This window comes from Pseudomonas sp. 20-5, assembly GCF_056782835.1.
In genome coordinates this window covers 3,794,438-3,821,379 of sequence record NZ_CM165584.1, presented here as the reverse complement: position 1 = coordinate 3,821,379, position 26,942 = coordinate 3,794,438, and the positions used below count along the sequence as shown (strand labels likewise).

Annotated in this window: 25 protein-coding genes; 17 read left to right on the top strand and 8 right to left on the bottom strand. The window is 67.5% G+C overall.

Annotation, left to right across the window (positions count from 1 at the left end; translation table 11 throughout):
• Nucleotides 1-9 precede the first annotated feature (9 nt).
• From fabA to AC1RB9_RS17510, 4 genes are all read right to left on the bottom strand, one after another.
• On the bottom strand, nt 10-525 hold the full coding sequence (fabA, locus tag AC1RB9_RS17525; RefSeq protein WP_003087475.1) for a 3-hydroxyacyl-[acyl-carrier-protein] dehydratase FabA: 516 nt from the start codon (nt 523-525) through the stop codon (nt 10-12).
• A gap of 188 nt (nt 526-713) precedes the next feature.
• Nucleotides 714-2,669: an ATP-binding protein gene (locus AC1RB9_RS17520; protein WP_003097889.1), complete on the bottom strand. Its 1,956-nt coding sequence runs from the start codon at nt 2,667-2,669 to the stop codon at nt 714-716.
• Entirely contained in the window at nt 2,666-3,424 is a 759-nt protein-coding gene (locus AC1RB9_RS17515) for an ABC transporter substrate-binding protein (RefSeq protein WP_003120435.1), read from the bottom strand. Before AC1RB9_RS17515 ends, AC1RB9_RS17520 begins: the two co-directional genes overlap by 4 nt.
• A gap of 171 nt (nt 3,425-3,595) precedes the next feature.
• A complete protein-coding gene (locus AC1RB9_RS17510; protein ID WP_003097885.1) occupies nt 3,596-5,704 on the bottom strand; it encodes a TonB-dependent receptor plug domain-containing protein in 2,109 nt (702 codons plus the stop codon).
• Nucleotides 5,705-5,854: 150 nt separating this feature from the next.
• Here AC1RB9_RS17510 and AC1RB9_RS17505 point away from each other — a divergent pair, with 150 nt between their 5' ends.
• The 12 genes from AC1RB9_RS17505 to AC1RB9_RS17450 all read left to right on the top strand — a co-directional run bounded on the left by AC1RB9_RS17505 (nt 5,855) and on the right by AC1RB9_RS17450 (nt 16,099).
• Entirely contained in the window at nt 5,855-6,877 is a 1,023-nt protein-coding gene (locus tag AC1RB9_RS17505; RefSeq protein ID WP_003097883.1) for an NAD(P)H-dependent glycerol-3-phosphate dehydrogenase, read from the top strand.
• Nucleotides 6,878-6,890: 13 nt separating this feature from the next.
• Nucleotides 6,891-7,232, top strand: coding sequence for a DUF4389 domain-containing protein (locus tag AC1RB9_RS17500; RefSeq protein ID WP_003097882.1), 342 nt, complete (start codon nt 6,891-6,893; stop codon nt 7,230-7,232).
• On the top strand, nt 7,229-7,693 hold the full coding sequence (sixA, locus tag AC1RB9_RS17495; RefSeq protein ID WP_003117751.1) for a phosphohistidine phosphatase SixA: 465 nt from the start codon (nt 7,229-7,231) through the stop codon (nt 7,691-7,693). The genes AC1RB9_RS17500 and sixA overlap by 4 nt, the downstream gene beginning before the upstream one ends.
• Before the next feature lie 126 nt (nt 7,694-7,819).
• Nucleotides 7,820-9,487 (top strand): AMP-binding protein, encoded by a 1,668-nt coding sequence (locus AC1RB9_RS17490; RefSeq protein WP_003449892.1) that lies wholly within the window; start codon nt 7,820-7,822, stop codon nt 9,485-9,487.
• Nucleotides 9,488-9,536: 49 nt separating this feature from the next.
• A complete protein-coding gene (locus AC1RB9_RS17485; protein ID WP_003120433.1) occupies nt 9,537-9,974 on the top strand; it encodes a hotdog fold thioesterase in 438 nt (145 codons plus the stop codon).
• A 57-nt stretch (nt 9,975-10,031) separates the two neighbouring features.
• A complete protein-coding gene (locus AC1RB9_RS17480; protein ID WP_003449893.1) occupies nt 10,032-10,856 on the top strand; it encodes an AraC family transcriptional regulator in 825 nt (274 codons plus the stop codon).
• A 40-nt stretch (nt 10,857-10,896) separates the two neighbouring features.
• Complete coding sequence (locus AC1RB9_RS17475; RefSeq protein ID WP_003122890.1) at nt 10,897-11,538, top strand: LysE family translocator; 642 nt, start codon at nt 10,897-10,899, stop codon at nt 11,536-11,538.
• A gap of 101 nt (nt 11,539-11,639) precedes the next feature.
• Nucleotides 11,640-12,452, top strand: a complete 813-nt coding sequence (locus AC1RB9_RS17470) for an alpha/beta fold hydrolase (RefSeq protein WP_003097869.1) — start codon at nt 11,640-11,642, stop codon at nt 12,450-12,452.
• Nucleotides 12,449-13,309: an alpha/beta fold hydrolase gene (locus AC1RB9_RS17465; RefSeq protein ID WP_003097867.1), complete on the top strand. Its 861-nt coding sequence runs from the start codon at nt 12,449-12,451 to the stop codon at nt 13,307-13,309. The genes AC1RB9_RS17470 and AC1RB9_RS17465 overlap by 4 nt, the downstream gene beginning before the upstream one ends.
• 79 nt (nt 13,310-13,388) lie before the next feature.
• On the top strand, nt 13,389-14,051 hold the full coding sequence (locus AC1RB9_RS17460) for a glutathione S-transferase family protein (protein WP_003114590.1): 663 nt from the start codon (nt 13,389-13,391) through the stop codon (nt 14,049-14,051).
• 8 nt (nt 14,052-14,059) lie between these two features.
• On the top strand, nt 14,060-14,866 hold the full coding sequence (locus AC1RB9_RS17455; RefSeq protein WP_003097863.1) for a DUF4892 domain-containing protein: 807 nt from the start codon (nt 14,060-14,062) through the stop codon (nt 14,864-14,866).
• A 165-nt stretch (nt 14,867-15,031) separates the two neighbouring features.
• Entirely contained in the window at nt 15,032-16,099 is a 1,068-nt protein-coding gene (locus AC1RB9_RS17450; protein WP_003097861.1) for an AI-2E family transporter, read from the top strand.
• Nucleotides 16,100-16,150: 51 nt separating this feature from the next.
• Here the strand turns inward: AC1RB9_RS17450 and AC1RB9_RS17445 are convergent, their stop codons facing one another.
• The 4 genes from AC1RB9_RS17445 to AC1RB9_RS17430 form a co-directional block, all read right to left on the bottom strand.
• Entirely contained in the window at nt 16,151-17,425 is a 1,275-nt protein-coding gene (locus AC1RB9_RS17445) for a CynX/NimT family MFS transporter (RefSeq protein WP_003097859.1), read from the bottom strand.
• 15 nt (nt 17,426-17,440) lie between these two features.
• Nucleotides 17,441-18,103, bottom strand: coding sequence for a FadR/GntR family transcriptional regulator (locus AC1RB9_RS17440; RefSeq protein WP_003449950.1), 663 nt, complete (start codon nt 18,101-18,103; stop codon nt 17,441-17,443).
• Nucleotides 18,104-18,225: 122 nt separating this feature from the next.
• Nucleotides 18,226-19,755, bottom strand: coding sequence for a 3-hydroxyacyl-CoA dehydrogenase (locus AC1RB9_RS17435; RefSeq protein WP_003449952.1), 1,530 nt, complete (start codon nt 19,753-19,755; stop codon nt 18,226-18,228).
• Between the two features lie 3 nt (nt 19,756-19,758).
• Nucleotides 19,759-20,544, bottom strand: a complete 786-nt coding sequence (locus AC1RB9_RS17430; RefSeq protein ID WP_003449957.1) for an enoyl-CoA hydratase — start codon at nt 20,542-20,544, stop codon at nt 19,759-19,761.
• A 241-nt stretch (nt 20,545-20,785) separates the two neighbouring features.
• Here AC1RB9_RS17430 and AC1RB9_RS17425 point away from each other — a divergent pair, with 241 nt between their 5' ends.
• The 5 genes from AC1RB9_RS17425 to kdpB all read left to right on the top strand — a co-directional run bounded on the left by AC1RB9_RS17425 (nt 20,786) and on the right by kdpB (nt 26,927).
• Nucleotides 20,786-21,652, top strand: coding sequence for an IclR family transcriptional regulator (locus AC1RB9_RS17425; RefSeq protein ID WP_003097851.1), 867 nt, complete (start codon nt 20,786-20,788; stop codon nt 21,650-21,652).
• Between the two features lie 54 nt (nt 21,653-21,706).
• Nucleotides 21,707-22,861 carry an acyl-CoA dehydrogenase family protein gene (locus AC1RB9_RS17420; protein WP_003097850.1) on the top strand — a complete coding sequence of 385 codons (1,155 nt, stop codon included), beginning with the start codon at nt 21,707-21,709 and terminating at the stop codon, nt 22,859-22,861.
• 187 nt (nt 22,862-23,048) lie between these two features.
• Nucleotides 23,049-23,138 (top strand): K(+)-transporting ATPase subunit F, encoded by a 90-nt coding sequence (locus AC1RB9_RS17415; RefSeq protein ID WP_003097848.1) that lies wholly within the window; start codon nt 23,049-23,051, stop codon nt 23,136-23,138.
• A 10-nt stretch (nt 23,139-23,148) separates the two neighbouring features.
• On the top strand, nt 23,149-24,843 hold the full coding sequence (gene kdpA, locus AC1RB9_RS17410; RefSeq protein ID WP_003097846.1) for a potassium-transporting ATPase subunit KdpA: 1,695 nt from the start codon (nt 23,149-23,151) through the stop codon (nt 24,841-24,843).
• A gap of 11 nt (nt 24,844-24,854) precedes the next feature.
• Entirely contained in the window at nt 24,855-26,927 is a 2,073-nt protein-coding gene (kdpB, locus tag AC1RB9_RS17405) for a potassium-transporting ATPase subunit KdpB (protein ID WP_003097844.1), read from the top strand.
• Nucleotides 26,928-26,942 lie beyond the last annotated feature (15 nt).

The following is a 26,942-nucleotide window of genomic DNA, read 5'->3' as shown; positions in this document are numbered from 1 at the left end:
GGATAACCCTTAGAAGCTGTCAGTGGAGGTGAACAGGCCGACGCGGAGGCCTTCGGCACTGTAGATTTCGCGGCCATCGACGCTGACGGTGCCGTCGGCGATGGCCAGGACCAGCGAACGATTGATCGTGCGCTTGATATGAATGTTATACGTGACCTTCTTCGCTGTCGGCAGAACCTGACCGAAGAACTTCACTTCGCCCGAACCCAGGGCGCGGCCGCGGCCGGGGTTGCCCTGCCAGCCGAGGTAGAAACCGACCAGCTGCCACATGGCATCCAGGCCCAGGCAACCGGGCATGACCGGATCGCCTTCGAAGTGACAGGCGAAGAACCACAGGTCCGGGTTGATATCCAGCTCGGCGACCAGCTCGCCCTTGCCATACTTGCCGCCGACATCGCTGATGTGAACGATGCGATCGATCATCAGCATGTTGGGGGCGGGAAGTTGCGCGTTACCCGGGCCGAACAGCTCGCCGCGACTGCAGCGCAGCAGGTCTTCTCGGGTGAAGGCGTGTTGTTTGGTCATGCGAGCTCCTCAAAAATCCCTGAACTGCAGGGTTGTGGCGGTTCGTCCAGCGGCCGTCGCGCCGGGTTATTGTATCGGCGTCGCAGCGGCAGCCTAGTCATAGACTGTTGCGTTGCGGTGAAAGTCACAGTGTCCGGCGAACAGATGTTCACTTTATTCCCGCGTCCGCTTGCCGCCCTTGTCGTAGATCATTCCGGCTCCCCTCGTCCGGTTTCGTTCGATGTCACGGGGAGTTCCGGCTGCGAGCCGATCCAGCGTTGCAGTATGCGTTGCAATTCCGCCCGTTTGAATGGCTTGGCCAGGTAATCGTTCATTCCCGCCTGCAGGCAGTTCTCCCGATCGCCCTGCAGGGCGTTGGCGGTCAGGGCGATGATCGGTACCTGCCGGCCGTTCTCCTGGGCCCTGATTTCCCGTGTCGCCGAGTAGCCGTCGAGCACCGGCAGGCGGCAGTCCATCAGGATCGCGTCGTAGCGCTGGCGCTCGGCGCTGCGTACCGCCTGGATACCGTCGGCGACCAGGGTGACGCGATAGCCGAGGCTGCGCAACATGGCTTCTATGACTGTCTGGTTCACCGGATTGTCCTCGACCAGGAGGATTTCCTGACCGGCGGCGACCGGGGCGGCGTCGCCGGCGGCCTGCTGCCGGTGCGCCGGCGACTGCTGGAAGGGCAGCGGAATCTCCAGGGTGAAGGTCGATCCCGAGCCTTCCTTGCTCTCTGCCTGCAGGGTGCCGCCCATCCGTTCCGCCAGGGTCCTGGCGATCGCCAGGCCGAGCCCGGTGCCGCCGTAGCGTCGGGAAATCGACGAATCCGCCTGCTGGAAGGCGTCGAACATATGTTCCAGGCGTTCCGGCGAGATGCCGATGCCGCTGTCGTGCACCGCGCAGGTCAGCCACAGTACGTCGTGATCGAGAGCCTGCCACTCCAGGCTGAGATGGATGGCGCCTTCCTCGGTGAACTTCAGCGCATTACCCAGCAGATTCACCAGGATCTGTCGGATCCGCGTCGGATCGCCGCAGACCTCGATATTCTCCAGGCCGGCCTGGATCTGCAATTCCAGCGCCAGTCCGCGTTGCTGGGCGCTGTGCTGGAACACCAGGGCGGAGCCTTGCACCAGTTCCAGCAGGTTGAAGGGGATGCACTCCAGTTCCAGCGCGCCGCGTTCGATCCTTGAGAAATCGAGAATGTCGTTGATGACCTTCAGCAGGTGTTCGGTGGACTCGGTGGCCAGCGCCGTGTACTCGGCCTGTTCGCGGGTCTGCTCGGTGGTTTCCAGCAGTTGCAGCATGCCCAGCACGCCATTCATCGGGGTGCGAAGCTCGTGGCTCATCATCGCCAGGAAGTCGGACTTCGCCCGGTTCGCCTGCTCCGCTTCCTCGCGGGCGCTGATCAATTGGCTGATCGCCTGTTCCTGTTCCCGGCTCGCGCGGTCCAGCCCGCTGGCGAGATTGTTGATGTGACGGGCCAGGTCGCCGATCTCGCCGTCGTCGAGGATCGGCAGGCTGGTCTTGTAGTCGCCGCTCTGGATCGCCTCGACCGCCTGGCCCATGGTGCTGATCGGCGCCGACAGGCGCTGCGCCAGGCGGCGCGCGACGAGGAAGGTGAGGATCAGGGCGAAGGCGGCCAGCAGGGCGGCCTTCAGGAGGATTTCCTGTTGCCGCTGGCTGAAGGCGTCGTTGGACATGCCGACCACCACCCGGCCGAGGTAGTCCTCGCCGGACTGGCCGTCGCCTTCGCTGGCGCCATCCAGCAGCGGGTCGCTGGCCAGGGCGATACGCTGGCGCTGGATGGTGGAGTGGAAGATGTCGATCGGCGCGGCGTTCTGCAACGCGCCGGGCAACTGTTCGACGTACACCAGGATATTGTCGTTGCGGTCGCGTACCTCGATGAAGCGCACATGCGGGGTGTCGAGGGTGGCCTGCAGCAGCTTCTGCAGCACGGGCGTGTTGCCGGCGATCACGCCGTATTCGGCGGCCGGCGCCAGCTGGTCGGCGATCAACTGGCCGGTATGGGTCAGTTCCTGGCGCAGGTCCTGCAGGCGCGAGTAGGTGAAGTAGGCGGTGAGCAACAGGGTCAGCAGCAGCGCCGGGCCCAGGCTGATCGCCAGCATGCGGGTACGGATGTCCCAGCCGTGGCGCTGGCTCATGGTTCTTCTCCTTCGGCGAGGCGCCGGCCGAGGTCGGCGTCGCTGGCCAGGTCGATACCCAGGGAACGGGCTACCTGCCGATTGCCGAGCACCTTGAAATGCCCTGGATAGAGGCTGAGGGGCCAGTGCCTGGGCGCCTGGCCGAGCAATTCGTCGAGGGTGTCCAGCCAATCCTCCTGGTCGCTGTAGCTGCTCGCCAGGCTGCCGGCCTTGACGAAGGCTGCGGTGGGGCCGAGCAGCGCGCGGTTCTTGGCGTAGCTGCCGAGCAGCAGGCTCTTGATGCTCTGCGAGTTGTACAGCTGTTTGTCGTCGATGCCGAGCAGCAGGTCACTATTGCCGAGCAGGAACTGCAGCGGGCGCGGGTCGTCGTTGCCGCTGCTGCTGGCGACGAACAGCTGGAGCCCCTGGCTGCGGGCCTCGCGGCGAAGCTCGTCGAGGAGGAATTCGCTGTCCTTGCCGTAGAGCACGCCGATGCGCTGGATGCCCGGCAGGATCAGGCGCGCCAGGCGGAGCTGGCGGGACGCCGGCGGGTCGCTCCAGAGTACGCAGAGACCTCCGACGCCGTGTCCGCCATGTCCGTTGGCGCCTGGCAGCAGGCGCTGGCCATCGACCCGGTTGAGCAGCAGCGCCAGGGTCGGCGGCGCCCGGTGCTGGCGCAGGCGCCAGGCCAGGGCCTCGGGGCCGAGCAGGAGCAGGCGGGTGTCGTCGGCGAAGACCATCCCCTCCGCCAGGGCCGCGGGCGTGCGCAGTTCCACCTGGTCCTGCGGCCGTCGCTGCGCCAGGGCATCGCGAAAGGCGTTCACCGCGGCCCCCTGGTTGGCGCTGACCAGGACCAGTTGCGCGGCCTCGCCGACATGCGGGAGACAGCAGAAGACGAGCGCGAGCAGCGCCTGGAAAGCCCGGCGGGCGGGGCGCAAGCGACGCATCTAGAACGTCACCTCGGCGCTGAAGTAGAGCAGGTGGCGGCTGTCGTAGCGGTTGTCGGGAAACGTCAGCGGTTCGTCGTCGAGACGCTGCTGGAGCACGCCGGCCAGTTCCAGGGCGGCCTTGCCCAGGGGAATGCGCTTGGCCAGGCGCAGGTCGACGCGTTCGAAACGATGTCCATTGAGCGAGTCGTCGCCATAATAGAAGAGGGCGCTGGACCAGCCTTGGCCCCAGTCGTGCATCCAGCCGGCCGAGCCGCCGTGGCGGGCGGTCAGGCGCCGGTCGTAGCGACTGGTGGCGTCGTAGTCGAGATAGGCGTAGGTGGCGCGCAGGCGGTCGCGTAGGCCCAGGCGCCAGTCGAGCTGGCCTTCCGCGCCGGAGAAGCGGATGCGATCGCCGTTGTCGGGACTGAAGTCGACGACGCTGAGCGGATCGCTGATCAGTCCGGTGATTTCCTCGTGGAACAGGCGTACATCCACGGCCAGCCCGGTCTCGCGGAAAAAACCGTTGTAGCCGATCTCGCGCGAACGGGTGTGTTCCTTGCCCAGGTCGCCGGGGCCGTGGGCGCTGGCGAAGTAGTAGGCTTCGCTCTGCCCATAGGGCGCCGGTGTCAGGTGGCGGACCCGGTAGCGCCAGTCGACGTCGTTTTCGTACATGCCCGGTGACCGCACTGCCTCCGAATAGACCGCGCGCAGGCTGTGCTGGGGGTTGAACAGGTAGTTCACCGCCAGCCGCGGGCTGAACGAACTGCCGGAGCCCTCGACGTCTTCGAGCATCCCCCCGCCCTGCAGCAGCCAGTGTTCGCCGGCATGCCACTCCAATTGGCTGAACAGCCGCCAGATCTGGCTGCTGACCCTGCCGCCGTAGAAGGTCTCGGAGTTTGCCTGGTCGTAGCGGTAGCTCAGGCCGTTCAGCAGGCGCAGGTTGTCGCCCAGGCTGAGGGTGTCCTGCATCTCCAGGTCGTAGCGGCTTTCCCGGATGTTGCGGTCGACCCGTCCGCAGACCGGGCGCAGTCCGCCGTTGCGTAGCTGGTCGAGGACCTGGGTCGCCAGTTGCAACTCCTGGGCGCTGCCGGGCGGCAGCCGGGTCGGATCGTCGGCGAACCTGCGCAGGTAGTCCGGGTTCAGTTCCCAGAGCTGCGCCAGTTGCGGGCTGAAGGCAATGGCCGCCTCGCAGGCGTTCCATTCCTGCCGGCGCTCCCAGTGCTGTGCGTAGCCTTGTATATAGAAGCTGTGGCGCGGGTCGAGGTCGACATTCCAGCGCAGCGAACCGGCATAGTCGTGGGCGAGCGTATCGGAGTTGTCGATGTCGTCGGGAACCTGGGGAAACGGCGAGCGATAGGCGTAGGGGTGCTGGTTCGAGCCTTCCTTGGCCGCCAGTTGCCACTCCAGGCTCTGGTTCGGCGCCAGGCTGTGGCTGGCGTTGAGGTTGAAGCGGCTGAGCCGGCGGCCGTCGCGCAGGGCGTGACCGTCGTGGTCGCGGTCGAAGCCGTCGTCTTCCTGGCCGGACAGCGACAGGCGGAAGTCGCTGTCTTCCAGGGCGATGCTCTGGCTGGCGTACCAGTCGCGGATGCCGCGCTGGCCCGCCGTGTACTTCAGGCGCGTGCCGGGCGACTCGCCGGGGGCGCGGGTGATGATGTTGATCACCCCCATCAATGCGTTGGCGCCGTAGCTGACGGTATTCGGCCCACGGAACACTTCGATCCGCTCGACATCCTCGAGGGCCAGCGGCAGGTCGCTCCAGTCGACGCTGGCAAGGCCCGGGCGGTACACCGAGCGGCCGTCGATCAGCACCTGCAGGCGCCGCGCCCCCGACATGCTGGTGCCGTGGTAGTTGACCGTGGGCTGGTTGCCGGACAGGTAGCCGACCATCATGCCCGGGACCAGGCGCATCAGTTCGGGAATGTCGCGGGCGCCGCTGGCGACGATCAGCTCGCGGTCGAGCACGCTGATGCTGCCGGGAACTTCCGCTGGGGATTGTTTCAGGCGTGTCGCGGTCAATACTTCGGGAACGCCGCTGGGATCGTTGAACAGGTCGGCGGCCGCGAGCTTGCCGCCGAACAGCAGGGCCAGCAGGGTCAGGGAGGCGGGAGCACGTGAAGCGATGGGCACGGAACGACCTTGTTCTCGATAGGTATTGTCTGGCCCCGGCATGGTAAACGAGGCGCGGGCTTTTGCCAGCGCCGGCGTCAAGACTGGTCGGCCGGCTGGCCGACCGTATAATGGCGTGATTGCCGCGTGGCGGCCAGAAATGGATGAATCATGACAGAGCAGCAACCGATTGCCGTGCTCGGCGGCGGCAGTTTCGGCACCGCCATCGCCAACCTGCTGGCCGAGAACGGCCAGGCGGTCCGCCAGTGGATGCGCGACCCGGAGCAGGCCGAGGCGATCCGCAGCCGACGCGAGAACCCGCGCTACCTGAAAGGGGTCAAGGTGCATCCCGGGGTCGAGCCGGTCACCGACCTGGAGCGCACCCTGGCCGATTGCCAACTGATCTTCGTCGCCTTGCCCTCCAGCGCCCTGCGCAAGGTGCTGCAACCACACCAGGCGGCATTGACGGACAAGCTGCTGGTGAGCCTGACCAAGGGCATCGAGGCGCACACCTTCAAGCTGATGAGTGAGATCCTCGAGGAAATCGCCCCGCAAGCCCGCATCGGGGTGATTTCCGGCCCGAACCTGGCGCGCGAGATCGCAGAGCACGAGCTGACCGCCACGGTGGTCGCCAGCGAGGACGACGAGCTGTGCGCCCGCGTCCAGGCGGCCCTGCACGGCCGCACCTTCCGCGTCTACGCCAGCCGCGACCGCTTCGGAGTGGAACTCGGCGGTGCGCTGAAGAACGTCTACGCGATCATGGCCGGCCTGGCCGCGGCGATGGACATGGGCGAGAACACCCGCAGCATGCTGATTACCCGCGCGCTGGCGGAAATGACCCGGTTCGCCGTCAAGCTCGGTGCCAACCCGATGACCTTTCTCGGCCTCGCCGGCGTCGGCGACCTGATCGTCACCTGTTCCTCGCCGAAGAGCCGCAACTACCAGGTCGGCCACGCCCTTGGCGAGGGGCTCAGCCTGGAGGAGGCGGTATCGCGCATGGGCGAGACCGCGGAGGGTGTGAACACTCTCAAGGTACTCAAGGAAAAGTCCGACGAGATGCAGGTGTACATGCCGCTGGTCGCCGGTCTCCATGCGATCCTCTTCGAAGGCCGCACCCTGGCGCAGGTCATCCAGCTGCTGATGCGCGGCGAGCCGAAGACCGACGTCGATTTCATTCCCACCACCGGCTTCTGACGAGGAGACCGCCATGTCCGCAGACCCGCAAGCACGCGAATCGATCGCCATCCGCATCCTCTGGATGCTGCTGTTCGTCCTGGTCTGGCAGGTCGCCGAACTGCTCCTCGGGGCGGTGGTGGTGATCCAACTGGTCTACCGACTGATCTACGGCGCGCCGAACGGCAGCCTGATGGCTTTCGGCGACAGCCTCAGCCAGTACCTGGCGCAGATCGGCCGTTTCGGTACCTTCCACAGCGACGAGAAACCCTGGCCGTTCGCCGACTGGCCGAGCGCCCGCGCCGCCGAGGGCGAGGCCGCCCACAGCGTGCCGCCCGCCGCGCACCCGGCGCGCGACGAAGAGCCGAAGTTGTGAAACTCTGGCTGTTGCGCCACGGCGAGGCCGAACCGCACGCCAGCCGGGATTCCGAGCGGCGCCTGACCGCCCATGGACGCAAGGAGGTGCTGCAGAGCGCCGCGCGGCTGGCCGGGTTGCCGCTGGACGGGATTCTCGCCAGCCCCTACGTGCGCGCCCAGCAGACCGCCGAGCTGGTGCGCGAGGCACTGGGCCTGGTCGAGCCGGTCGGCACCGCGCCCTGGTTGACCCCCGACGACGATCCGCGCGAGGTGCTCGGTTTCCTCGACGAGCGCAGCGAGCGCAATCTCCTGCTGGTCAGCCACCAGCCCCTGGTCGGGGCGCTGGGCGGTCTGCTGGTGCATGGCAACCGGCGCGATCCGTTGCCGATGAGCACTGCCTCGCTGGCCGAACTGGAAGGCGACTTCGCCGCCGCCGGGCTGATGACCCTGGTCTCGCTGCATCACCCGCGGCACGGCTAGGAAGCGCCTGGCACAACGACTACAAACCGAAACATTTCCCGGCTTGCCTGCGGTTGGCTGTGATGGAATATTCGACCAAGCAAGTGCTTGGTCGATCTCCCAGAACAACAACAACGGAGGCGGTACGTGGTCACTGCAAATCGTCTGCCGCTCGAAGTCTTCTTCGAGCGCGAAAAGCGTCATCCGCAACGGCGTTACCTGGTGCAGCCCATCGGTGGCGGCCGGGTCGAGGAGCTGAGCTGGGGCGAGGTGGGCGACCAGGCGCGGCGTGCAGCCGCCTGGTTGCGCAGCCTGGATCTCCCCGCCAGCAGCCGTATCGCGATCATCTCGAAGAACTGTGCGCACTGGATCGTCACTGACCTGGCGATCTGGATGGCCGGGCACGTTTCCGTCCCCCTCTATCCCAATCTCACCGCCGAGTCGGCGCGCCAGGTGCTGGAGCATTCCGAGTCGGCGGTGGTCTTCGTCGGCAAGCTCGACGACTGGCCGGCGATGGCGCCCGGAGTCCCCGAGGGCATACCGACCGTGGCCATGCCGTTGCACCCGGAAGGGCGTTTCGACCGCCAGTGGAGCGACCTGCAGGCCTGCGCGCCGCTCGAAGGCGACACGCCGACCGCCGCCGAGCAACTCGCCACCCTGATCTACACCTCTGGAACCACCGGCGTGCCCAAGGGGGTGATGCACAACTTCAGCAGTTTCGCCTTCGCCGCCAGCCGCGGCGTGGAACTGTTCGGCACCCGCGAAGACGACCGGATGCTCTCCTACCTGCCGCTGTGCCACGTGGCGGAGCGGATGTTCGTCGAGATGGGGTCGCTCTACGGGGGAACCACGGTGTTCTTCGCCGAAAGCCTGGACACCTTCGTCGAGGACATGAAGCGTGCGCGGCCGACCCTGCTGTTCGGCGTGCCGCGCATCTGGACCAAGTTCCAGATGGGGGTGTATTCGAAGATGCCGGCGCAGAAGCTCGACCGCCTGCTGAAGCTGCCGTTCCTCGGCCGCATCGTCGGTCGCAAGGTGCTCGCCGGGCTAGGCCTGGACGCGGTGCGCTACGCGCTCTGCGGCGCGGCGCCGGTACCCGAGGCGCTGCTGCTCTGGTATCGCCGCCTGGGCCTGGATGTGCTCGAGGTCTACGGGATGACCGAGAACAGCGGTTACTCCCACGTCTGCCGGCCCGGCAGGCAGAAGACCGGCTGGATCGGCCAGAACAGCCCCGGCGTCGAGGTACGCATCAGCGACGAGGGCGAGGTGCAGGTGCGTAGCGGCGCGACCATGGTCGGCTACTACAAGGAGCCGGAGAAGACCGCAGAGGTGCTCACCGCCGATGGTTTCCTGCGCACCGGCGACAAGGGCGAGCAGGACGCCGAAGGCAACCTGCGCCTGACCGGGCGGATGAAGGAAATCTTCAAGACCAGCAAGGGCAAGTACGTGGCGCCGGCGCCGATCGAGAACCGCCTGGCGGTACACGATCGCATCGAGCAGGTCTGCGTGGTCGGCGAGGGCCTCAGCGCGCCGTTGGGGCTCTGCGTGCTCTCCGAGGTCGGTCGCCGGGAGGCCCTCAACGGGACCCGCGGGGCGCTGGAAAGCAGCCTGCGGGCGCACCTGGAACAGGTCAACGGTGCGCTTGACAAGCACGAGCGCCTGGTCGGCCTGGTCCTGGTGCAGGAAACCTGGGCGGTGGACAACGGTTTCCTCACGCCGACCTTGAAGATCAAGCGCAATATGGTGGAAGGTGCCTATGGCTCGCGCTTCCACGAATGGGTGGAACGCCGCGAGGCCGTGCTCTGGCACGAATGACTCCCACCGACGGGAAGCCCTTGGCTTCCCCCTTGCGCAAGGAATTCCCATGAGCCTCTGGCGACAAATGCCCGACCTGGAGCAACTGAACGCCTCGCAGAAGAACAGCATCGGCGACCTGCTTGGCATCCGCTTCGAAGCCTTCGACGACGAGTCGCTGACCGCGAGCATGCCGGTCGACTCGCGTACCCACCAGCCGTTCGGCCTGCTGCATGGCGGCGCCTCGGTGGTCCTCGCGGAAAGCCTGGGCTCGATGGCCAGCTACCTGTGCGTCGATACCAGCCAGTACTACTGCGTCGGCCTGGAAGTGAACGCCAACCACCTGCGTGGCCTGCGCAGCGGCCGGGTCACCGCGGTGGCCAGGGCGATCCACCTGGGGCGCACCACCCATGTCTGGGACATCCGCCTCAGTGGCGACGACGGCAAGCCGAGCTGCATCGCCCGCCTGACCATGGCGGTGGTGCCATTGGCGGGCAGGGCGGGCTGAGCGCGGTCCGCAATTTTGTCCAAGATCGTTCCGTCCCGCGGGCGGTAGAGTAGCGGGATGGAACAGATCACCCATCTCAGCAGCGGGATTCCCGGCGTACGCCTGATAGACGCCGAGCACAACCGCTTTTCCTTTCCCCGGCACTTCCACCTGGAGTACCACATCGGCTTGCTGTTGCAGGGCCGGCATCGCTATGCCGCCGGCGGCGAACGGCGCCTGGCCGGGGCCGGCGACGCGTTGCTGATGGCGCCGGAAAGCATCCACGACGGCAGCAGCGCCGGCGAGGAGGGCTACCGTATCCGCGTCCTGGCGCTCGATGCCGACTGGCTGGAGCGCGCCAGCCGTGACTTCAGCGACGGCCGTCGGGGGGCGCCGCGTCTGACCAGTAACCTGGTCCGCGACGAGCGTCTGCAGCAGCGCCTGCGTCAGTTGCACCTGGGCATGCTCGGCGGAGCGGCGGCGCTGGAGAACCGTCTGGCCTTGGAAGAGCACCTCTGGCAGGCGCTGGCCTGCCTGCTCAGCCTGGGCAGCAGCCTGCGCCTGGAGGAGGGCGACCGGGAAGGCTTCGGCCAGCGCGACTGGACGCGGCTGCGCGACTGGCTGGAGTCGCGCCTGGAGTACCCGCCGAACCTGGAGGAACTGGCCGCCTTCTGCGGCCTGAGCCCCTGGCAGGTGCTGCGGCGCTTCCGCCGTCACTGCGGCCTGCCGCCCCACCAGTGGCTGACCCAACTGCGCCTGGAGCGCGCCTTGCCGCTGGTTCTGCGCGGCGAGCAGCCATTGAGCCAGGTGGCCCAGCAGTTCGGTTTCTACGACCAGGCGCACTTCAGCCGTCTGTTCCGGCGCACCTATGGGTTACCGCCGGCGCGCCTGCGCCAGCGCTGATTCGCGTTTTCCTTTCCGATCCCTTTTTCGTGGAGTAGCCATGCAGGAATTGTCTGTCTTGCTGACCCTGGCGGCGGTGTTCGCCATAGCCCTGGTCAGCCCCGGTCCCGATGTCGCCCTGGTGGTGCGCACGTCCCTGCACCAGGGGCGGCGGGCCGGCCTGGCCAGCGCGCTGGGGCTGGCCTGCGGGATTCTCCTGCATACCACCCTGGTGCTGACCGGCGTGTCGCTGCTGCTCAGCCGTACGCCTGTGCTGTTCGCCATCCTGCAGGCGCTCGGCGCGCTGTACCTGGCCTGGCTCGGCGTCGGCGCGCTGCGCGCCTGGCTGCGGCGCGGCGACGGCCAGCCGGGCCGGCTCGACGGGGCACTGCCGCCGTCGCCCCTGGGGCCCTGGCTGCGCGGAGTGGCGACCAATCTGTTCAATCCCAAGGCGCTGGTGTTCTTCATCGCCTTGCTCGGCAGCCTGATTCCCGCGCAGATGTCGCTCGGCGGCAAACTGGCGGTGGCGGCGCTGCTGTTCGGCATGGGCGCCTGCTGGTTCGGCCTGCTCAGCCTGACCCTTACCCGCCCGGCCCTGCAGGCCCGCCTGTTGCGCGCGGTGCCCTGGCTGGACGCGGCCTGCGGGGTGGTGTTCCTGCTGGTGGCGGCGGCGATCCTCGAGCATCTCGTCCGCTCTGCCTGAGGTTTTGGCCGCTTCGCCGTGCAAGGCAGCCGGCAAAGCCATTGCCGCCTCGGCGAGGCTGCCGGAGAATCCCTGGCATCAGCCCTGTCGAGACGTCGCGCATGTCGCAATCGGTTTTCTTCGCCCACGCCAACGGCTTCCCGTCGGCTACCTACGCCAAGCTGTTCGAGGCGTTGGCGCCGGAGTACCGGGTGGATCACCTGGAAATGCACGGGCACGACCCGCGTTTCCCGGTGAACGACAACTGGGACAACCTGGTGGACGAACTGCTGCACCATCTCGCCAGCCTGGAACAGCCGGTCTGGGGCGTCGGCCATTCCCTCGGCGGCGTGCTGCACTACCACGCGGCGCTGCGCCGGCCGGAACTCTACCGCGGCGTGGTGATGCTCGATTCGCCGGTGCTGACCCTCGCCGACCGCCTGGTGATCCGTGCCGCCAAGCGCTTCGGCTTCATCGACCGGATCACTCCGGCCGGGCGCACCCTGGGGCGTCGCGAGGCGTTCCCCGACCTGGAAGAGGCGCGGGCGTACTTCTCCGGCAAGGCGCTGTTCCGCCGCTTCGACCCCGATTGCCTGGAGGCCTACGTACGCCACGGGCTGGCCGACAGCGGCGGCGGTTCCGGCCTGCGCCTGCGCTTCGATCCGGCCACCGAGATCAGCATCTACCGCAGCGTGCCGCACAGCAGTCCGGGGCGTCCACGACAGTTGCAGGTGCCGCTGGCGATGGTGCGCGGGCGGCACAGCAAGGTGGTGTTGCCGCACCACACCCGGCTGATCCGGGCGATGCCGCGCGGCGAGTTCATGTCGCTGCCCGGCGGCCACATGTTCCCGCTGGAGCGCCCGCGGGAAACCGCCGAACTGCTGAAAGGCGTGTTCGATCGCTGGTCGCGGGCGACCGAGGAGCGTTCGGCATGAGCCTGCAGGTCGAGGAAGTACGCATCAGCCTGCCGCACATCGAACTGGCCGCGCATCTGTTCGGTCCGCCGGACGGCAAGCCGGTGATCGCCCTGCATGGCTGGCTGGACAACGCCATGAGCTTCTCGCGCCTGGCGCCGAAGCTCGCCGGGCTGCGTATCGTCGCCCTCGACTTCGCCGGCCACGGGCATTCCGCGCATCGTGCCGAGGGCGCCAGCTACCTGCTCTGGGACTACGCGCTGGACGTGCTGATGGTGGCCGAGCAACTGGGCTGGGAGCGTTTTTCCCTGTTGGGGCACTCGATGGGCGCCATCGTCTCGGTGCTGCTCGCCGGGGCCTTGCCCGAGCGCATCGAGCGGCTGGCGTTGATCGATGGCCTGATTCCCTACACTGGCGAAGCCGACAAGGCGCCGCAGAAGCTCGGCGAAGCGCTGAAGGCGCAACTGGCGCTACGCCACAAGCGCAAGCCGGTCTATGCCGAGCTGGAAAAAGCCGTGGAAGCGCGGATGCGCGGGGTCGGCGAGATCTCCCGGGAGGCCGCCGAACTGCTCGCCCAGCGCGGCCTGGAACCGGTGCCCGGTGGCTATACCTGGCGCACCGACGCGCGCCTGACCCTACCGTCGCCGCTGCGCCTGACCCAGGCCCACGCGCTGAACTTCGTGCGCAGCGTGGAATGCCCGGTCAGCCTGGTACTGGCCGAACAGGGCATGCTGGCGGTGGAGCCGCGCATGCGGGCGCTGCTGGAGACCCTGCCGTTCGAGCGGCACCACCTGCCGGGCGGGCATCACCTGCATCTGGACGACGAGGCCGGGGCGCAGGCGGTGGCCAGGGTCTTCGCGGCCTTCTTCGCGCGCTGAAACACCGGCTTGCCGTTGTTTCCTTGACTATTCCGGGTCCAGCCGTAAGGCTGGACGGATCGTTACGGAGAGTCACCGCATGATCGATCTCTACACCGCCGCCACGCCGAACGGCCACAAGGTTTCCATCGCCCTCGAGGAAATGGGCCTGCCCTACAGGGTGCACGCGCTGTCGTTCGACAAGAAGGAGCAGAAGGCTCCGGAATTCCTCAGGATCAATCCCAACGGCCGCATCCCGGCCATCGTCGACCGCGACAACGACGACTTCGCCGTCTTCGAGTCGGGCGCGATCCTCATCTACCTCGCCGAGAAGACCGGGCAACTGATGCCCACCGACGTCAAGGGCCGCTCGCGGGTGATCCAGTGGCTGATGTTCCAGATGGGCGGGGTCGGCCCGATGCAGGGGCAGGCCAACGTGTTCTTCCGTTATTTTCCGGAGAAGTTGCAGGGCGCCATCGACCGCTACCAGCATGAGACCCGGCGCCTCTACGAAGTTCTCGACGGGCGCCTGGGCGAGGCCGAGTACCTCGCCGGCGACTACAGCATTGCCGATATCGCCACCTATCCCTGGGTGCGCATCCACGACTGGTCCGGTGTCGCCGTCGACGGGCTGGACAACCTGCAGCGCTGGATCGCCGCCATCGAGGCGCGTCCCGCGGTGCAGCGCGGACTGCTGGTGCCGCGGCGGGAGAAGGAGGGCGACGACGCCATCCGTACCGCCCAGTCGATGCTGACCCGTTGAGGGCCGGTATGCGAGGGTTCCTGTTGCTATCCCTGGGCGTTTTCAGCTTTTCGGCGCTGGCCGCCGACCTTCCCGGCAGCCATGACCTGGACATCCTGCCGCGCTTCCCGCGCGCCGAGATCGTCGACTTCCGTCAGGCGCCGAGTGAGGAACGGATCTACCCGCTAGGGGCGATCAGTCGCATCAGCGGTCGCCTGCGCATGGAGGGCGAGGTGCGCGCCGAAGGCGAGCTGACCGCACTGACCTACCGCTTGCCGCCCGAGCACAGCAGCCAGGAGGCGTTCGCCGCGGCGCGCACCGCGCTGCTCAAGGCCGACGCCACGCCGCTGTTCTGGTGCGAGCGACGCGACTGCGGCTCCAGCAGCCTGCTGGCCAACGCCGTGTTCGGTAATGCCAAGCTGTACGGCCCGGACGAGCAGCAGGCCTACCTGCTGGTGCGTCTGGCGGCGCCGCAGGAGAACAGCCTGGTGGCGGTCTACTCGATCACCCGTGGCAATCGCCGCGCCTACCTGCAGGCCGAGGAACTCAAGGCCGATGCGCCGCTGGCGGAACTGCTGCCGAGCCCGGCGACCCTGCTGCGCCTGCTCAAGGCCAACGGCGAACTGACCCTCAGCCATGTGCCGGCGGAGCCGGCCGGCTCCTGGTTGGAGCTGCTGGTGCGGACCCTGCGCCTGGATACCGGGGTGCGGGTCGAGCTGTCCGGCAAGCACGCCCAGGAGTGGCGCGACGCCCTGCGCGGGCAGGGCGTGCTGAACAGCCGCATGGAGCTGGGCCAGTCGGAGGTCGAGGGCCTGCACCTCAACTGGCTGCGTTGAACGCGTTCGCCCGGGCCTGCGGGCCCGGGCGATGGCGAAAATGCCTTCGGCAAGGCCGCCCGCCAGAGTAGACTGCCTTTCCCCCGCGCCCCACGCTCCGGCTGGAAACGGCGCACGCCGAGCGCTGTCTATCGGTGTATCCCCCTTTGAGGAAGGCCTGCCTTGATGTTCGATAACGATCGGCTGTTGCTTCGCGTGCTGCTGTTCGGTCTGCTCGGTGCCAGTCTCTGGGTGCTGGCGCCATTCTGGTCGGCGCTGTTCTGGGCCGCGGTGCTGGCTTTCGCCAGTTGGCCGCTGATGCGCATGCTCACGCGCCTGCTCGGTGGCCGCGAGTCGCTGGCGGCGGGCCTGCTGACCCTGGGCTGGATCGTCCTGGTGGCATTGCCGCTGATCTGGCTCGGCTTCGGCCTGGCGGACAACGTTCGCTCGCTGATGGAGCTGCTGAAGAATCTCCAGGTCGAGGGCCTGCCGCCGCCGCCTTCGTGGATGGCCGGCGTACCGCTGATCGGCGACCGCCTGATCGGCTGGTGGGACTCCATCGACCAACAGGGCGTGGCGTTCTTCTACGTGCTCAAGCCCTATGTCGGCGAGGTCGGCAACTGGCTGCTGGCGCGCAGCGCGAAGATCGGCGGAGGGATCCTGGAACTGGTCCTCAGCCTGATCCTGATCTTCTTCTTCTACCGCGACGGGCCGCGCCTGGAGTCCATCGTCCACCGTGCCCTGGAGCGCCTGATCGGCAACCGCGCGGAGCACTATCGCGACCTTGTCGCCGGCACCGTACAGCGGGTGGTCAACGGGGTGATCGGTACCGCCGCGGCGCAAGCCCTGCTGGCCTGGATCGGCTTCATGATCGCCGGCGTACCGGGAGCCATGCTGCTCGGCCTGCTGACCTTCGCCTGCAGCCTACTGATGGTCCCGCCGCTGGTCTGGGGTCCGGCCACCGCCTGGCTGTTCTTCAAGGGCGACTATGGCCACGGGGTGTTCCTCGGCCTGTGGGGCTTCTTCATCATCAGCGGGGTGGACAACATCCTCAAACCCTACCTGATCAGCCGTGGCGGCAACCTGCCGCTGGTGGTGGTGCTGCTCGGGGTATTCGGCGGCCTGCTGGCGTTCGGCTTCATGGGCCTGTTCCTCGGCCCGATCCTGCTGGCAGTGGCCTACAACCTGCTCAGCGACTGGATCGCCAGCACGCCGCGGACGCCGCCCGCCGAAGGGCGCGGCCCGGATGCCTGAGTGACGAAGGAGAAAAAGCCCCGCGATGCGGGGCTTTTTGCGTCTGCGGGGCTACAGGTGTTCGCTGCGGGCCCCCACGTACTGGCTGCGCCCGGCGCCGAGGCCGAACAGGGTGGCGGCGATGGCGACGCCGATGAAGATATAGCCGACCGCGTTCCAGCCGCCGGTCAGGTCGTGGACCACGCCGACCATGAACGGCCCCATGGCCGCCAGGGTGTAGCCGACGCCCTGGGCCATGCCCGACAGATGCGAGGCGACGTGGGCGTCGCGCGAGCGCAGGACGATCAGCGCCAGGGCGATGCTGAAGGTACCGCCCTGGCCGAGGCCGAGCAGGACCGCCCAGCCCCAGATGGTCTGCAGCGGCGCATAGAGGAAGCCGAGCAGGCCGGCGAGGGTGGTCGCCATCACCAGCACCACCGCCAGGCGCTGGTCCCTGGCGCGAGCGGCGAGCCAGGGCGCGAGCAGGGCGGTGATCAGTTGCAGCATCACCGAGCCGGACAGCACCAGGCCGGCTTCTACCGCAGTCATGCCGCGGTCGATCAGGATCGACGGCAGCCAACCGAAGACGATGTAGGCCAGGGACGATTGCAGGCCCATGTACAGCGTGACCTGCCAGGCCAGCGGGTCGCGCCACAGGCCGATGACACGGAAGGCCTGGCGATGGGCGTGCTGGCCCTGGCGGGTCTGCGGCAGCCAGAAGGCGGCGGCGAGGATCGCCGGCAGCGACCAGAACGCCAGCGCCAGTTCCCAGTTGCCGAAGAGCTTCTCCAGCGGCGCGGTAGCGCCGGCGGCGAGCGCTGCGCCCAGGCACAGGGCCATGGTGTAGACCCCGGTCATCACCCCGGCCTGGCGCGGGAAGTCGCGTTTGACGATGCCCGGCAGGAGCACGCCGATGATGCCGATGCTGGCGCCGGCCAGGACGCTGCCGGCGAACAGGCCGAACACCGGGAACAGGCTGCGCAGGACGATGCCGCCGGCCAGGCAGAAGAGGATCAGCAGCACGCTGCGTTCGGCGCCGATACGCCGGGCCAGGCGCGGCGCGAGCGGCGCGAACAACCCCAGGCAGAGTACCGGCGCGGTGGTCAGCAGGCCGGCGGCGGCGGCCGAGAGGCCGGTATCGTCGCGTACCTGGTTGAGCAGGGGGGCGAGGCTGGACAGCGCCGGGCGCAGGTTCAGCGCCACCAGCACCAGGCCCAGCAGGAGCAGCCAGGGGCGTAGCGGCGGCGCCGGCGGGGCTGGTTCGTCGTCGACTTCGGCATCGATCAGCAGTTCTTCCGGAGGATGGCCGGGGTGCGCTCCCGGCCGGGCATTCAAGGCGTGAGTCATGGGTCTGTCCCGGGTTCAGATCAGCAGTGCGCGGTTGGCCGCGGCGGCAGCGTCCGGGTCTCCGCGTTCTATGGCATCGAGCAGTTGCTGGTGCAGCTCGAAGCAGGGCTGGGCCCTTTGTGGGTCGGCCATGGTGCGTTCCAGCGAGGTCCGGATGACCTGCGAGAAGTAGCGGTAGAGTTCGCTGAGCACCGGATTGTGGGCGGCATCGACCATCCGTTGGTGGAAGCGGACGTCGTGCTCGATGTAGTCCTGCAGGTCGGCGCTGCCGTAGCGCTGGCGCGAAGCGTCGAGATGTTCGCGCAATGCGCTCAGGTCGCTGTCGTCGCGGCGAACGGCTGCCAGGCGCGCCGCCTCGATCTCGATCATCCCGCGTGCCTCCAGGGAGTGCTGCACCGCGCTGCGCGCCAGCACCAGCATGGTTTCCAGCGGATCGGCGCAGGCGCGCACGTAGGTGCCGTCGCCCTGGCGGACTTCCAGCACGCCGGAGAAGGTCAGCACCCGCACCGCTTCGCGCACGGTGTTGCGGCTCATGCCGAGCAGCTCGGCGAGTTCCGGCTCCGGCGGCAGGCGCTGGCCGAGCGGCCAATGGCCGGCGTCGATGCGCTGGCGGATCTGCTCCAGGGCGATGTCCACCAGGGAGCGCTTGAGGGGAATGGTCTCGGAAGAAACATCCAATCATCGGATGAATTTGCGCGCAGGATACCTCGGCAGCTGCAAGCCCGGAAAGCGTCGCTCGGGGAAAAAGCGTTGGCCTGGCGGCGAGACGCATGACGCTGCGCCGCCAGGTCGCCGATGCGTCAGCCTACGGCGGCGGTTTCGCCGGCGCGCAGGGACATGCCCAGTTGCGCTCGTCGGCGCAGCCAGGGACTGGGCCGGTAGCGCGGGTCACCGGTAAGCGTCTGCAAGCGCTGGAGAATGCTCAGCAGGCGCCGCGGGCCGAGGCGGTCGCCCCATTCCAGCGGGCCGTGGGGATAGCCGAGGCCGAGGTGCACCGCCTGGTCGATATCCTCGACGCTGGCAATGCCCTGCTGGGCGATGTCGCAGGCGAGGTTGACGATCATCGCCAGTACCCGCTGGACGACGAAGCCGGGACTGTCGCGCAGCACCGTGACCCCGACGCCGTCGCCAGCCAGTAGCGCGTGGGCGGCGTCGCGCATGGCCGGGGTAGTCAGTGGCGAGAGCATCAGGCAGCGCCGGCGCTCGAGGTCGCAGAGCAGGTCGATGCCGACGCTGCGCTCGGCGGGACAGGCGAAGCGCTGCACGGCGCTGCTCAGGTCCTCGCCCCAGGCGGCCAGCAGGCAGAGCGCTGCGGCGGAAGGGCGTTCGCCGGTTTCCGGCTCGACGCCGAGGCGATGCAGCAGTTCGGCGAGCGTGCGGCGGTCGTCCTCGTTTTCGCAGCCCAGCCACACCGGGGGCCGGATGGCGGCCTGCGGCACCGGTTGCGGACCGGGCTTGTCCTGCGGCTGGCCGTCGACGTAGCGATAGAAGCCCTGGCCGCTCTTGCGCCCGAGACGGCCGGCGGCGAGCAACTGGCGGGTCAGCGGGTGCGGGCGGTAGCGCGGTTCCTGGTAGTACTGCTGGTAGATCGATTCCATTACCGGGTGCGACACGTCGAGGCCGGTAAGATCGAGCAGTTCGAACGGCCCCATGCGGAAGCCGGCACACTCGCGCAGCACACGGTCGATCTCGGCGCATTCGGCGACGCCTTCGCCGAGGATGCGCAGGGCCTCGGTGCCATAGGCGCGGCCGGCATGGTTGACGATGAAGCCGGGGCTGTCCTTGGTCCGTACGCCGCGGTGGCCCAGGCGCGCGGCGAGGGCGAGCAGGGCGTCGCCGACTTCCGGAGCGCTGGCCAGGCCGTCGACCACCTCGACCACGCGCATCAGCGGCACCGGGTTGAAGAAGTGAAAGCCGGCGACCCGCTGCGGCCGCTCGCAGGCGGCGGCGATGGCGGTGATCGACAACGACGAGGTATTGCTGGCGAGGATGGTCTCCGGCGCGACTATGGCTTCCAGCCGGCGCAGCAATTCCTGCTTGGCCTCCAGGCGCTCGACGATGGCCTCCACCACCAGTTCGCAGTCGCCCAGTTGTTCCAGGCGTTCCGCCACCCGCAGCCGGTTTTGCGCGGCCGCGGCGTCGGCGGCGCTCAGCTTGCCTTTGCCGCACAGGCTCTCGAAGGTCTGCCGCAGGCGCTGGCGTGCCTCGGCGGCGGCCTCGGCGCGGCTGTCGAACAGCCACACAGTCAGGCCGGCCTGGGCGGCGATCTGGGCGATCCCGGTGCCCATCGCACCGGTACCGACCACGGCGATACAACGAATATCGGGCATCGTCTATTTCCCCTGGTAGTTCGGCGGGCGTTTCTCCAGGAAGGCCTGCATGCCTTCCTTCTGGTCCTGCGAGTCGAACAGCAACTGGAACGCCTTGCGTTCCAGGGCCAGGGCACTGTCCAGCGGCAGGTCGGCACCGGCCAGGACCACCTCCTTGATCTGCGCCAGCGCCAGAGGGGGCAGGCGGGCGATCTCCGTGGCCAGTTCCAGGGCGCGCGCCAGCGTCGACTCGTCCGCCACCACTTCGCTGACCAGGCCCATGGCCAGCGCTTGCGGAGCCTTCACCAGGCAGCCGGTGAACAGCATGCGCAGCGCCTGGAACTTGCCCACCGCCCGTACCAGGCGCTGGGTGCCGCCGGCACCCGGCATCACCCCGACCTTGATCTCCGGCTGGGCGAACTGTGCCGACTCGCCGGCGACGATCAGGTCGCAATGCATCGCCAGTTCGCAGCCGCCGCCCAGGGCGAAGCCGTTGACCGCGGCGATCACCGGCTTCGGGCAGCGCGCGATGGCTTCCCAGTAGCGCTCGCCGTGGCGGCCGTACAGGCCGATCGCCGTGCTCGTCGAGAGATCGCGGAGATCGGCGCCAGCTGCAAAGCAGCGCGAGTCGCCGGTGAGCACGATGACGCGGATCGCCGGATCCGCGCCGAGCGTCTGGAAGTGGCTGGCGAGGCGCTGGCGCACTTCGTCGTTCAGCGCGTTCCTGGCTTGCGGACGATTGAGGCGAAGCAGGGCGATATCGGCTGCGGGAAATTCGAGCAGGACCACGGGCGAAGGATCGGCGGACATGGAAGCTCCGATGAATTGATATTTCGCTATGCGAAATATAGTTTCATGATTTATCGAAAATAATCAGCGCCAGCCGGGGCGTTGTAAATACTCGCGTCGGATTTTGGACGATCTACTTATACAATTTACTGTTTTAAAAGGATTTTATTTTCGTTGTTGAAAGTGCATGGGTTCTTCTATTAGTTTCGCTATGCGAAATATGATTTTGTTTTATTGATTTTTTGAAAAAGAGGTCCCTACTATGCGCGGCAACGACGAGCGCCGGAGTCCGGCGGAAGGTGCCAGTACGGAAGCGGAAGTGTCCGCCTTCGAAGCTGTGCTGATCGACCCGATGCAGGAGAAAGACGAGGAACTCAAGGACCGCCAGTTCGTCACCGCGCTGGCCCGCGGGTTGGAATTGCTGCGCTGTTTCACACCACGGGAAAGCCTGCTGGGCAACCAGGAACTGGCGAAGAAGACCGGCCTGCCGAAGCCGACGGTGTCGCGTCTGACCCACACCCTGACCCGGCTGGGCTATCTGCGTCACCTGCCGCATAGCGGCAAGTATCAATTGGAAGTGGGGGTGATGTCGTTCGGCTACGCGATGCTCTCGAACCTGTCGATTCGCGCGCTCGCCCGCCCTTTGATGGAAGAGATGGCCGGCTACGCCAAGGCCGCGGTGGCCATGGCGGCCCGCGACCGGCTGAGCATGGTCTACCTCGACGTGGTGCATGGCGAGGCCAACCTGACCATGCGTCGCCAGGTCGGCAGCCACCTCTCGCTGCACCGCAGCGCGATCGGTCGGGCCTGCCTGGCGGCGATGCCGGAGGACGAGCGGGAGTTCATCCTCGGGCACATCCGCAAGCGCCACCCGGAAGACTGGCCGGAAGTGCGCAAGGGGCTGGAGCGGGCCTTCCGCGACTATGCCGACTACGGCTTCTGCCTGTCGCTCGGCGAGTGGCAACGCGACGTCAACGCGGTGGGCGTGGCCTTGCACCATGAGAGCCATGGGCTACTGGCGTTCAATTGCGGCGGGCCGAGTTTCCATCTCAAGCGCGAGAAACTGGAGGACGACATCGGCCCGCGCCTGCTGCACATGGTCCACAACATCGAGGCCGCCACCCGCTGACCGAGGCCGGTGACGGAATCATGGCAACCGGCCTAGGGGCCTATTGGAGTGAGCATGATTCGTGATCCGGAAACCCTGAACCTGCTGCTGGACAGCATCCGCCAGTTCGTCCGCGAAAGCCTGGTGCCTCATGAGCAGGAAGTGGCGGAAACCGACCGCATTCCCGAGGCGATCATCGCCCGCATGCGCGAGATGGGCCTGTTCGGCCTGTCGATCCCGGAGGCCTACGGCGGCCTCGGGGTGACCATGGAGGAAGAGGTGAGCATCGCCTTCGAGCTGGGGCGGACCTCGCCAGCGTTCCGTTCGCTGCTGGGCACCAACAACGGCATCGGCTCCCAGGGCATCGTCATCGACGGCACCGAAGAACAGAAGCGGCGCTACCTGCCGCGCCTGGCGTCGGGCGAACTGCTCAGTTCGTTCTGCCTCACCGAACCGGACTCCGGTTCCGACGCCGCCTCGCTGAAGACCACGGCGGTGCGTGACGGCGAGCACTACGTGCTCAACGGTACCAAGCGCTTCATCACCAACGCCCCGCAGGCCGGCATCTACACCGTGATGGCGCGCACCGACCCGGCGATCCGTGGCGCCGGCGGAATCTCCGCTTTCGTCGTCGAGCGCGGTACGCCCGGGCTGTCCCTGGGCAAGCCGGATCGCAAGATGGGACAGAAGGGCGCGCATACCTGTGACGTGATCTTCGACGACTGCCGGGTGCCTGCCAGTCAGTTGATCGGCGGGGTCGAGGGCGTCGGCTTCAAGACCGCGATGAAGGTGCTCGACAAGGGCCGCCTGCACATCGCCGCAGTCTGTGTGGGGGTCGCCGAGCGGATGCTCGAGGATGCGTTGCGCTATGCCCTGGAACGCAAGCAGTTCGGCCAGCCGATCGCCGAGTTCCAGTTGATCCAGGCGATGCTTGCCGACAGCAAGGCCGAAGCCTACGCGGCGCGCTGCATGGTCATCGACGCCGCGCGGCAGCGCGACGAAGGCCGCGATGTCGGTACCGAGGCGTCCTGCGCCAAGCTGTTCGCCTCGGAAATGTGCGGCCGCGTCGCCGACCGCGCGGTGCAGATCTTCGGCGGCGCCGGCTATATCGGCGACTACGGGATCGAGCGCTTCTATCGCGACGTGCGGCTGTTCCGCATCTACGAGGGCACCACGCAGATCCAGCAACTGCTGATCGCCCGCAACATGATCCGCGCCGCCCAGGGCTAGCGTCGATCCTTCGCCTTGTCACCGGCCGTGGCGCAGTCCCCGGCCGGTTGCTGTCCCAGGCGCTGTCCGCGCCACTCTTTACGCTTTCTTTATGCCGTCCGACGCGGCCCTGAATCGCTTCTTTACGCCCCCTTTGCGGAGACTTTCCCTCAAGCGGCAGAGGCCGCTCGAAGGAGAGATCGCACACATGACCGTTCTGGATTGGTTGTCCCTGGCCCTGGCCACGGGACTGTTCGTCTATTTGCTGGTGGCGCTGCTACGCGCCGACCGTGCCTAGGGGAGGGCACATGAACAGCCACGAGATTCTCTTGATCCTGGCCTTTTTCGCCCTGGTCCTGGTGCCTGCACCGTTCCTCGGGCGCTACTGCTTCAAGGTGATGGAAGGCCAACGCAATCTCCTCAGCGCGCCGCTGGCGCCACTGGAGCGCGTCTGCTATCGCCTGTTCGGCGTCGATCCGGCGAGCGAGCAGGACTGGAAGACCTACACCCTGGCGCTGCTGGCATTCAACCTGGCCGGCCTGGTCCTGCTGTTCTCGATCCTCATGCTGCAGGGCAGCCTGCCGCTGAACCCGCAGCACCTGCCGGGCCTGGAATGGACACTGGCGTTCAACACCGCGGTCAGTTTCGTCACCAACACCAACTGGCAGGCCTACAGCGGCGAGGCCTCGCTGAGCTACTTCAGCCAGATGGTCGGCCTCACGGTGCAGAACTTCGTCAGCGCGGCGGTCGGCCTCTGCGTGCTGGTGGCCCTGGCGCGCGGCATCAGCCGCCGCTCCACACGACAGCTGGGCAACTTCTGGGTCGACCTGACCCGCGGCACCCTCTACGTGCTGCTGCCGCTGTGCCTGCTGCTGGCGTTGCTGCTGGTCTGGCAGGGTGTGCCGCAGACCTTCTTCGACTATGTCCATGCCACCACCTTGCAAGGCGCCGAGCAGACCATCCCGCTCGGCCCGGCGGCCAGCCAGATCGCCATCAAGCAGCTGGGCACCAATGGCGGCGGCTTCTTCGGCGTCAACTCGACCCATCCGTTCGAGAACCCGAGCGCCTGGAGCAACCTGTTCGAAGTGGCCTCGATCATCCTGATCCCGGCGGCGCTGGTATTCACCTTCGGCCATTACGTGAAGGACCTGCGCCAGAGCCGCGCGATCCTCGGCTGCATGCTGCTGCTGTTCTGCCTCGGCCTGGGCCTGTCGCTGTGGGCCGAATACCAGCCGAACCCGGCGCTGGCGCAGTTGCCGATCGAGCAGGGCGCGCCGATGGAGGGCAAGGAGAGTCGCTTCGGCACCGCCGCCAGCATGCTCTGGGCGATCACCACCACCGCCGCCTCGAACGGCTCGGTGAACGCCATGCACGACAGCCTGAGCCCCCTGGGTGGCATGCTGCCGCTGCTGAACATGATGCTCGGCGAGGTGATCTTCGGCGGCGTCGGCGCCGGCCTCTACGGCATGCTGCTGTTCGTCCTGATCGCGGTGTTCCTCGCCGGCCTGATGGTCGGGCGGACGCCGGAGTACCTGGGCAAGAAACTCGAGGCGAAGGAGGTCCGCCTGCTGGTCTTCACCCTGCTGGTGATGCCTGTCGGCGTGCTGGTGCTCGGCGCCATCGCCGCCAGCCTGCCGGGGCCGGCCTCGGCGGTGACCAATCCCGGCCCGCACGGCTTCAGCCAACTGCTCTACGCCTACACCTCGGGGAGCGCCAACAACGGCTCGGCGTTTGCCGGTTTCGGTGCCAACACGCCGTTCCACAACCTGATGATCGGCCTGGCCATGCTCATCGGCCGCTTCGGCTACATCCTGCCGATCCTCGCCATCGCCGGCAGCCTGGCGGCGAAGAAGGCCAGCCCGGTGGGGCCGAACAGTTTCCCGACCCATGGTCCGCTGTTCGTCAGCCTGCTCACCGTGACCATCCTGCTGGTCGGCGGCCTGACTTTCCTGCCGACCCTGGCCCTCGGCCCGATCGCTGAACAACTGAGCCTCGGCTTCTGAAGGAATCGCACATGAACGCTCAGACCCAGGCGTCCAAGAACGCCTTGCACAAATCGCTCGAACGTCGCCACAACGCGTCCACCAGCCTCGCCGCCTTGTGGCGGCCGGCGCTGCTGCAAGCCTTCGTCAAGCTCGACCCGCGCCAGTTGCTGCGCTCGCCGGTGATGCTGGTGGTCGAACTGACCGCCGTGCTCACCACCTTGCTGTGCTTCGTCCCCGACCAGGCGGTGCCGACCTCGGTGGCGCTGCAGATCGCCCTCTGGCTGTGGTTCACCGTGCTCTTCGCCAATTTCGCCGAAGCGCTCGCCGAGGGGCGTGGCAAGGCCCGCGCGGACAGTCTCAAGGCCGGCAGCCAGGGCCTCTCCGCCAATAAGCGGCGCGCCGACGGCAGTTTCGAGAGCGTCGTTGCCAGCAGCCTGCGCAAGGGCGATGTGGTACGGGTCCAGGCCGGCGAGATGATTCCCGGCGACGGCGAAGTCATCGAAGGGGTGGCGGCGGTCAACGAGGCCGCCATCACCGGCGAATCGGCGCCGGTGATCCGCGAGTCCGGCGGCGATCGCTCGGCGGTGACCGGCAACACCCAGGTGGTGTCCGACTGGCTGCTGGTACGGATCGGCGCCAACCCGGGCGAGTCGACCCTGGACCGGATGATCGCCCTGGTGGAAGGCGCCAAGCGGCAGAAGACCCCCAACGAAGTGGCGCTGGACATCCTGCTGATCGGCCTGACCCTGATCTTCCTGCTGGTAGTGGTGACCCTCAAGCCGTTCGCCCTGTTCGCCGGCGGCAACCTGCCGCTGGTGTTCCTGGTGGCGCTGCTGGTGACGCTGATCCCGACCACCATCGGCGGCCTGCTCTCGGCCATCGGCATCGCCGGCATGGACCGCCTGGTGCGCCTGAACGTGATCGCCAAGTCCGGTCGCGCGGTGGAGGCGGCCGGCGACGTCCACGTGCTGCTGCTCGACAAGACCGGCACCATCACCTTCGGCAACCGCCGCTGCAGCGCGCTGTACGCCGCGCCGGGGGTGAGCGGCAAGGAACTGGCCGAGGGCGCGTTGCTGGCCTCGCTGGCCGACGACACCCCGGAAGGCAAGTCGATCGTCGAATACCTGCGCATCCTGCATCCGATCGAGGAGCCGCGCCGCGAGGAGCTGACGCCGATCGCCTTCAGCGCGGAAACCCGCCTGTCCGGGGTCGACTGGAACGGCCAGGTGTACCGCAAGGGGGCGGTGGATGCGGCGCTGCGCTTCATCGACCTGCCGCGGGAGAAGATGCCCGAGGTGCTTTCGCGGGAGGTGGACAAGATCGCCCAGAGCGGCGGCACCCCGCTGCTGGTGGTAGCCAACGGCCGGCTGCTCGGCGCCATTCACCTGAAGGACGTGGTCAAGCCGGGCATTCGCGAGCGCTTCGCCGAACTGCGCCGGCTGGGCATCCGCACCGTAATGGTGACCGGCGACAACCCGCTGACCGCCGCTGCCATCGCCGCCGAGGCTGGGGTCGACGACGTGATCGCCGAGGCTACCCCGGAGAAGAAACTGGCGCGGATTCGCCAGGAGCAGGGCGAAGGTCGCCTGGTGGCGATGTGCGGTGACGGTGCCAACGACGCCCCGGCGCTGGCCCAGGCCGACGTCGGCATGGCCATGAACGATGGCACCCAGGCCGCCCGCGAGGCGGCCAACCTGGTCGACCTGGACAGCGACCCGACCAAGCTGCTCGACGTGGTCCAGGTGGGCAAGGAGTTGCTGGTCACCCGCGGCGCGCTGACCACCTTTTCCATCGCCAACGACGTGGCCAAGTACTTCGCCATCCTGCCGGCGCTGTTCGTCGGCATCTACCCGCAGCTCGACGTGCTCAACGTGATGCGCCTGCAAAGCCCGCAGAGCGCGATCCTGTCGGCCATCGTGTTCAACGCGCTGATCATCGTCGCGTTGATCCCATTGGCCTTGCGCGGCGTGCGGGTGCAGGCGGCGGACGCTTCGCAACTGCTGCAGCGCAACCTGCTGATCTATGGCGTCGGCGGCCTGGTGGCGCCGTTCCTCGGGATCAAGGCGATCGACCTGCTGCTGACCGCCGTCGGCCTGGCATGAACAACGGCCCTCGCC

Coding starts and splice junctions, on each gene's coding strand:
- fabA (WP_003087475.1), bottom strand. CDS start 525: ATGACCAAACAACACGCCTTCACCCGAGAAGACCTGCTGCGCTGCAGT.
- AC1RB9_RS17520 (WP_003097889.1), bottom strand. CDS start 2,669: ATGAGCCAGCGCCACGGCTGGGACATCCGTACCCGCATGCTGGCGATC.
- AC1RB9_RS17505 (WP_003097883.1), top strand. CDS start 5,855: ATGACAGAGCAGCAACCGATTGCCGTGCTCGGCGGCGGCAGTTTCGGC.
- AC1RB9_RS17500 (WP_003097882.1), top strand. CDS start 6,891: ATGTCCGCAGACCCGCAAGCACGCGAATCGATCGCCATCCGCATCCTC.
- AC1RB9_RS17485 (WP_003120433.1), top strand. CDS start 9,537: ATGAGCCTCTGGCGACAAATGCCCGACCTGGAGCAACTGAACGCCTCG.
- AC1RB9_RS17480 (WP_003449893.1), top strand. CDS start 10,032: ATGGAACAGATCACCCATCTCAGCAGCGGGATTCCCGGCGTACGCCTG.
- AC1RB9_RS17475 (WP_003122890.1), top strand. CDS start 10,897: ATGCAGGAATTGTCTGTCTTGCTGACCCTGGCGGCGGTGTTCGCCATA.
- AC1RB9_RS17470 (WP_003097869.1), top strand. CDS start 11,640: ATGTCGCAATCGGTTTTCTTCGCCCACGCCAACGGCTTCCCGTCGGCT.
- AC1RB9_RS17465 (WP_003097867.1), top strand. CDS start 12,449: ATGAGCCTGCAGGTCGAGGAAGTACGCATCAGCCTGCCGCACATCGAA.
- AC1RB9_RS17460 (WP_003114590.1), top strand. CDS start 13,389: ATGATCGATCTCTACACCGCCGCCACGCCGAACGGCCACAAGGTTTCC.
- AC1RB9_RS17455 (WP_003097863.1), top strand. CDS start 14,060: ATGCGAGGGTTCCTGTTGCTATCCCTGGGCGTTTTCAGCTTTTCGGCG.
- AC1RB9_RS17450 (WP_003097861.1), top strand. CDS start 15,032: ATGTTCGATAACGATCGGCTGTTGCTTCGCGTGCTGCTGTTCGGTCTG.
- AC1RB9_RS17445 (WP_003097859.1), bottom strand. CDS start 17,425: ATGACTCACGCCTTGAATGCCCGGCCGGGAGCGCACCCCGGCCATCCT.
- AC1RB9_RS17435 (WP_003449952.1), bottom strand. CDS start 19,755: ATGCCCGATATTCGTTGTATCGCCGTGGTCGGTACCGGTGCGATGGGC.
- AC1RB9_RS17430 (WP_003449957.1), bottom strand. CDS start 20,544: ATGTCCGCCGATCCTTCGCCCGTGGTCCTGCTCGAATTTCCCGCAGCC.
- AC1RB9_RS17425 (WP_003097851.1), top strand. CDS start 20,786: ATGCGCGGCAACGACGAGCGCCGGAGTCCGGCGGAAGGTGCCAGTACG.
- AC1RB9_RS17420 (WP_003097850.1), top strand. CDS start 21,707: ATGATTCGTGATCCGGAAACCCTGAACCTGCTGCTGGACAGCATCCGC.
- AC1RB9_RS17415 (WP_003097848.1), top strand. CDS start 23,049: ATGACCGTTCTGGATTGGTTGTCCCTGGCCCTGGCCACGGGACTGTTC.
- kdpA (WP_003097846.1), top strand. CDS start 23,149: ATGAACAGCCACGAGATTCTCTTGATCCTGGCCTTTTTCGCCCTGGTC.
- kdpB (WP_003097844.1), top strand. CDS start 24,855: ATGAACGCTCAGACCCAGGCGTCCAAGAACGCCTTGCACAAATCGCTC.